The sequence below is a fragment of the Mesorhizobium sp. M5C.F.Ca.IN.020.32.2.1 genome (assembly GCF_004023105.1).
Classification (GTDB): Bacteria; Pseudomonadota; Alphaproteobacteria; order Rhizobiales; family Rhizobiaceae; genus Mesorhizobium; species Mesorhizobium wenxiniae.
The window spans coordinates 1-5,387 of record NZ_RZSX01000417.1 but is presented as its reverse complement, the minus strand read 5'-3'; the positions used below and the strand labels follow the sequence as shown (position 1 = coordinate 5,387).

Below are 5,387 nucleotides of genomic sequence, written 5' to 3'. Positions count from 1 at the left end.
GGGAACAGACCAACTGGCTATTGAAGCCGGCGGCAAAGCTCGCTCCCCTGGATCAGAACCGCGCCAGGCGGGAATTGTCGGAAATCACTTCCGCCTCGCAGGAAGAGGGGCTTACCCGGCTCGCGAAATTTCTCGCGGGCAAGGGCGCCAGTCAGGAGTTCCTCGCGGCAGTGTTCGATCTGTCGCCATTCCTGCGGGGCACCGTGCGCCGCCGCCCGCAGATCCTTGATGCGCTTTTCGATGAGACCGTCGAGACCCGGTTGGCGATGATCGGCGCCGCGATCGACAAGGCGGCGCGGGCGGAAGGCATTTCTGAAAACAGCCTGATGATGGAGCTGCGGCAATGGAAAGCGGAAGCGCATATCCTGATCGCGCTGGCCGACCTTTCAGGCGAGGCTGAAACTGCAATCACAGTACGGCGGCTGAGCGATCTTGCCGACGCGTGCACCCGCGCTGCCGTCGACTTCCTGCTTCGCGACGCGCACGGACAGGGCAAGCTCAAACTTCCGGACGCCGAGGATCCGGCGCGCCGGTCGGGCTGGATCCTGCTCGGCATGGGCAAGCTTGGTGCGCATGAGCTGAACTTCTCCTCCGACATCGACCTCGTCGTTTTCTTCGACCCGCAGGCGCCAGCCGTCGTCGATCCGCTCGATGCGACGGAGCTGTTTTCGCGCCTGACCCGCCGGCTGGTCCGCATTCTCCAGGACCGCACCGAACACGGTTATGTTTTCCGCACCGACCTCAGGCTTCGTCCCGATCCCGGTTCGACGCCGCTGGCGATCCCGGTCGAGGCGGCACTGCGCTACTACGAGGCGCGTGGCCAGAACTGGGAGCGCGCGGCCATGATCAAGGCGCGTCCGGTGGCCGGCGATCTCGCCGCCGGTGCTGCGTTCCTGAAGGACCTCCAGCCCTACATCTGGCGCAAATACATGGACTACGCGGCGATCGCCGACGTCCATTCGATCAAGCGCCAGATCCACGCCCACAAGGGCCACGGCGAGATCGCGGTGAAGGGCCACAACGTCAAGCTCGGCCGCGGCGGCATTCGCGAGATCGAATTCTTCGTCCAGACCCAGCAGCTCATCGCCGGCGGCCGCTTCCCCGAGCTGCGCGGCCGCGAGACCGTGCCGATGCTTGGCCAGCTTGCGGCACGCGGCTGGATTACGGCCGATGCGCGCGACGCGCTCGCTCGGCAATACTGGTTCCTGCGCCGTGTCGAGCATGCCGTCCAGATGGTCGCCGACGAGCAGATCCATATACTGCCGGAAGATGACGAAGGGCTCGAACGCATTGCCCGAATGCTCGGTTTTGCCGATGCGGCCGTCTTTGCCGAGGCCTTCCGCGCCGCACTCCATCAGGTCGAACGTCACTACGCCGCGCTTTTTGAAACCGCGCCGGAGCTTTCGGCCGGCATCGGCAATCTGGTCTTTACCGGCGATGTCGATGACCCCGATACGTTGCAGACCCTGCAGAGACTGGGATTTCAGCGGGCGAGCGACATCTGCCGGGTTATCCGCGGCTGGCATTTCGGCCGCTATCGCGTCACCCAGTCGGCCGAGGCGCGCGAGCGGCTGACCGAACTGACGCCGGCGCTGCTGCAATCCTTCGGTCAGACGCGCCGGGCGGACGAGGCGTTGATGCGCTTCGACGAATTCCTCGCCGGCCTGCCCGCCGGCATCCAGCTCTTCTCGCTGCTCCAGTCCAATCCGGCTCTGCTGAAGCTGCTGGCGACGATCATGGGCGCGGCTCCCCGGCTGGCCGCCATCATCACGCGCCGGCCGCACGTGTTTGACGGCCTGCTTGATCCGGCCCTTTTGACCGAACTGCCGGACCGCGCCTATCTGTCCGGCCGTCTCGCCGCCTTCCTCGAAGGCGACAGAGACTATGAGGACGTGCTCGACCGCTTGCGCATCTTTGCGTCCGAGCAAAAATTCTTAATCGGCGTCAGGCTGCTTGCCGGCTCGATCGATCCGGCACGCGCCGGCCGCGCCTTTTCCGATCTGGCCGATCTCACCATCGAAGCGGCGCTGCAGGCGGTCATCGCCGAGTTCGCGCTGCGCCACGGTCGCATCGCCGGCGGCACCGTTGCGCTGCTCGGCATGGGCAAGCTCGGCAGTCGCGAATTGACGGCCGGCTCCGACGTCGACCTTATCCTGCTCTATGATCACGACACCGATGCCGAAGAATCCGATGGCGACAAGCCGCTCGCCCCAGCCCACTATTACAGCAGGATAACGCAGCGGCTGATATCAGCCGTGTCCGCGCCAACCGCCGAGGGCGTTCTCTACGAGCTCGACCTTCGCTTGCGGCCGTCCGGCAACAAGGGGCCGGTGGCGACCCATGTCGATGCCTTTAAGAAGTACCAGCGCAAGGATGCCTGGACCTGGGAACACATGGCGCTGTCCAGGGCTCGCGCGATCGGTGGCGATCAAACGCTGTGCACCGAGGCCGAGGCCGAGGTGGCGGCGGTGCTTGCCCTGCCGCGCGACAGCCCCAAGGTGATGGCCGAGGCGTCCGAGATGCGCACGATGATCGAGAAGGAGAAGCCGCCACGCGATCTCTGGGACATCAAGCTGATTCCGGGCGGTCTCATCGATCTCGAATTCATCGCGCAGGTGGCGGTGATCACGGGAAAGGTCGAAGCCGGCCGCCGAATCACCGGGACGGCGGAAGTCCTGTCGAGGCTGGCGCCGGATTTCGCTGAGGTCCAGGTCAGGCAAGAGCTTTGCGATGCTTATGCGCTTTATCTGGCGCTGACCCAGATGACGCGGCTCTGCATCACCGGCGTATTCGAACGGGACGACGTTCCGCCGGGGCTTTCGGATCTGCTTCTGGCGGTTACCGACCTGCCGGATTTCGGTGTGCTGGAAGCGCACCTCAAGGAGACATCGCAAAAGGTCAGAAAGGATTTCGACCTTTTGCTTCGTGCGAAACGATCATGACGTCACAACGCCAAACGGCTGTTTCGAAAAGCATCGGGGGCGCTGTCCGTTCGGCGTTTCCGAAAGTTCCAACCGCTTCACGACAACAGAAGTCAGGCGGCGGCCCTGACCGGCTGCGTCGACTTCTTGATCGGAATGCGCACCGACACGATCGTGCCGGTGCCTTCGGTGGAGCGGATTTTCAAGGCGCCGCCCTGAAGCTCGGCCAACGAGCGTGAGATGGCAAGGCCAAGGCCGGAACCGGCATGGCTCTTGGAAAACTGGTTCTGCACCTGTTCGAACGGCCGCCCGAGCTTGCTCAGCGCCTCCTTGGGGATGCCGCAGCCATTGTCTTCGATCGTCAGGACCAGAGCACTGGACGTGTTGCGGGCCCTTACCGCAATGCGGCCGCCCTGGCCGGTGAATTTCACCGCGTTCGACAGCAGGTTAATAATGATCTGCTTGATCGCCCGGCGGTCGGCGAACAGCGTCAGGGAATCGGGGATGCGCGTTTCGACGGTGATCGACTTTTCCGCTGCCTGCAGCGAGATGACGCGCACCGTTTCCCTCATCAGCGGACAGAGGTCAATTTCCTCCTGATCCATCGAGAACTGGCCGGCCTCGATCTTCGACATATCGAGGATGTCGTTGATGACGCCCAGAAGATATTTGCCGCTGCCGTTGATGTCGGTGGCATATTCCTCGTAGCGCGGCGAACCCAAGGGCCCGAACAGCGCCTGTTCCATCAGCTCCGAGAAGCCGATGATCGCGTTGAGAGGCGTGCGCAATTCATGCGACATGTTGGCCAGGAACTCGGATTTGGCCCGGTTCGCCGCCTCGGCGCGCTCGGTTTCCTTCATGTATTTGCGATTGAGCTCGACCAGTTCGCGCGACCGCTCTTCCTCCGCCCGGCGGGCAAGGCTGAGATCGTGGATCGTCGCCATCAGCCGGCGCTCGCTGTCGACCAGCTTCTCCTGGTGCAGCTTGATCTGGGTGATGTCGGAGCCGACCGAGACGGTGCCGCCGTCCCTGGTCCGCAGCTCGTTCACCTGCAGCCAGCGGCCATCGGCAAGCTGCCGCTCGAAGGTCACGCCGCCTTGCTGACCGTTGGTGTTGGCAAGCCGGCGCTCCGAAGCGAAGGCAAGCATGCGATCTTCGAGAACGGCGCGCGAGGCGCCTGGCATCACGTCGCGATCCGACAGACCGTTGTCCTGCTGGTACTTGGAATTGCACATGATCAGGTGCTGGGCGGAATCCCAGAGCACGAAGGACTCGTTGATGTTTTCGATGGCCGTTCGCAGGCGAAGATCCGCGGCCTCGGAGCGCAGCGCCAGGTGCCGCTGCTCGGTGACGTCAACGGCGATGCCGATCAGCTGGATCTCCGGCGCTTCCGGGTCGATCACCTGCGCCCTTGCGCGCATCCACACCCATTGTCCGTCGGCATGGCGCATCCGGAACACCTGGTCGATGTGATCGATCTCGCGGGCGACGATTCTGTTGGCGAGCTGGAACAGGTCGCCGTCCTCGGGATGGATGATCTCGTCGACCTCGCCGAACGACAGCATTGCGTCGCAGGGCTCATAGCCCAGCATGTCGTACATCGAGCGCGACCAGTACATCTTGCCGCGCACCATGTCCCAGTCCCACAGGCCGCAGCGGCCGCGCACCAGCGCCATGTCGATGCGCTGGTGCGCTTCGAGATAAATGCGGTCGGCCGCCTGGGCGCGCGCCGCCTGGCCGAAATAGGCGTAGAGGATGACGATCAGTACGCCGGCTGTCAGCACGAACAGCGTGACGTTGAGCGAAACAGTCTTGCGCCAGGTGTAGAAGACCGCATCCTGCGGAACGAGCGCTGCGGCAGCACTGTTCCTGCCGTTTGTCAGGCTCACCGCCGCATACCAGTCCTGGCCGCCGATTCTGACCTCCATTACCCCGGCGCGGTCGCCGAACATGAACAGCGGCTGACCGCCCTGGGCGATGGCGTCGAGCGACCGCCCTTCCCAGCCGGTCGATTGCGGTGTCACGGCAACGATCTTGAACGCGCTGTCGGTGACCGCAAGCACGTGGCTTCGGCCCATCGCGCCCTGACGGCTGATGCCCTCCAACAGGTCCTGCGTCGCGCCAGGCGTTGAGCCCAAGTTCGCATCCACGCTAATCGAACTGGCCAGTTGGCCTGCCGCGAGCGAGAGGATCGCCTTGGCGTCGCGTTCCACGTCGTCACGCTCGTTCATCAGCGACAGGAACCGCAGCGCCGCGATGACGACCAGGAAAATGATGATGAGGGCCGGTATCGATCGGCGCAACAATGGCTCGGCTGCCAGAAGCCGTCGGTAGGCGGGTTCGGCGATGAGCCGCGCGTTGCCGGCGAGACCATCGCTTCTCGCCTCACGCCGCTCAAAAGCTGTCCCTCCGGGCGCGCCCCACGCGTCCGCCTTCGCCATAAATGGCTCTCCCCGATTTTAAATC

2 protein-coding genes are annotated in these 5,387 nt (G+C 64.0%); one reads left to right on the top strand and one right to left on the bottom strand.

The window, feature by feature from the left end; all coding sequences use genetic code 11:
* Positions 1 to 2,942 (top strand): bifunctional [glutamine synthetase] adenylyltransferase/[glutamine synthetase]-adenylyl-L-tyrosine phosphorylase (locus tag EOA86_RS20395; RefSeq protein WP_245497329.1); only part of this gene is annotated, 2,942 nt, incomplete at its 5' end.
* A 92-nt stretch (positions 2,943 to 3,034) separates the two neighbouring features.
* Here the strand turns inward: EOA86_RS20395 and EOA86_RS20390 are convergent.
* Complete coding sequence (locus EOA86_RS20390) at positions 3,035 to 5,362, bottom strand: PAS domain-containing sensor histidine kinase (RefSeq protein ID WP_065010437.1); 2,328 nt, start codon at positions 5,360 to 5,362, stop codon at positions 3,035 to 3,037.
* Positions 5,363 to 5,387: the final 25 nt, after the last annotated feature.

Coding starts and splice junctions, on each gene's coding strand:
- EOA86_RS20390 (WP_065010437.1), bottom strand. CDS start 5,362: ATGGCGAAGGCGGACGCGTGGGGCGCGCCCGGAGGGACAGCTTTTGAG.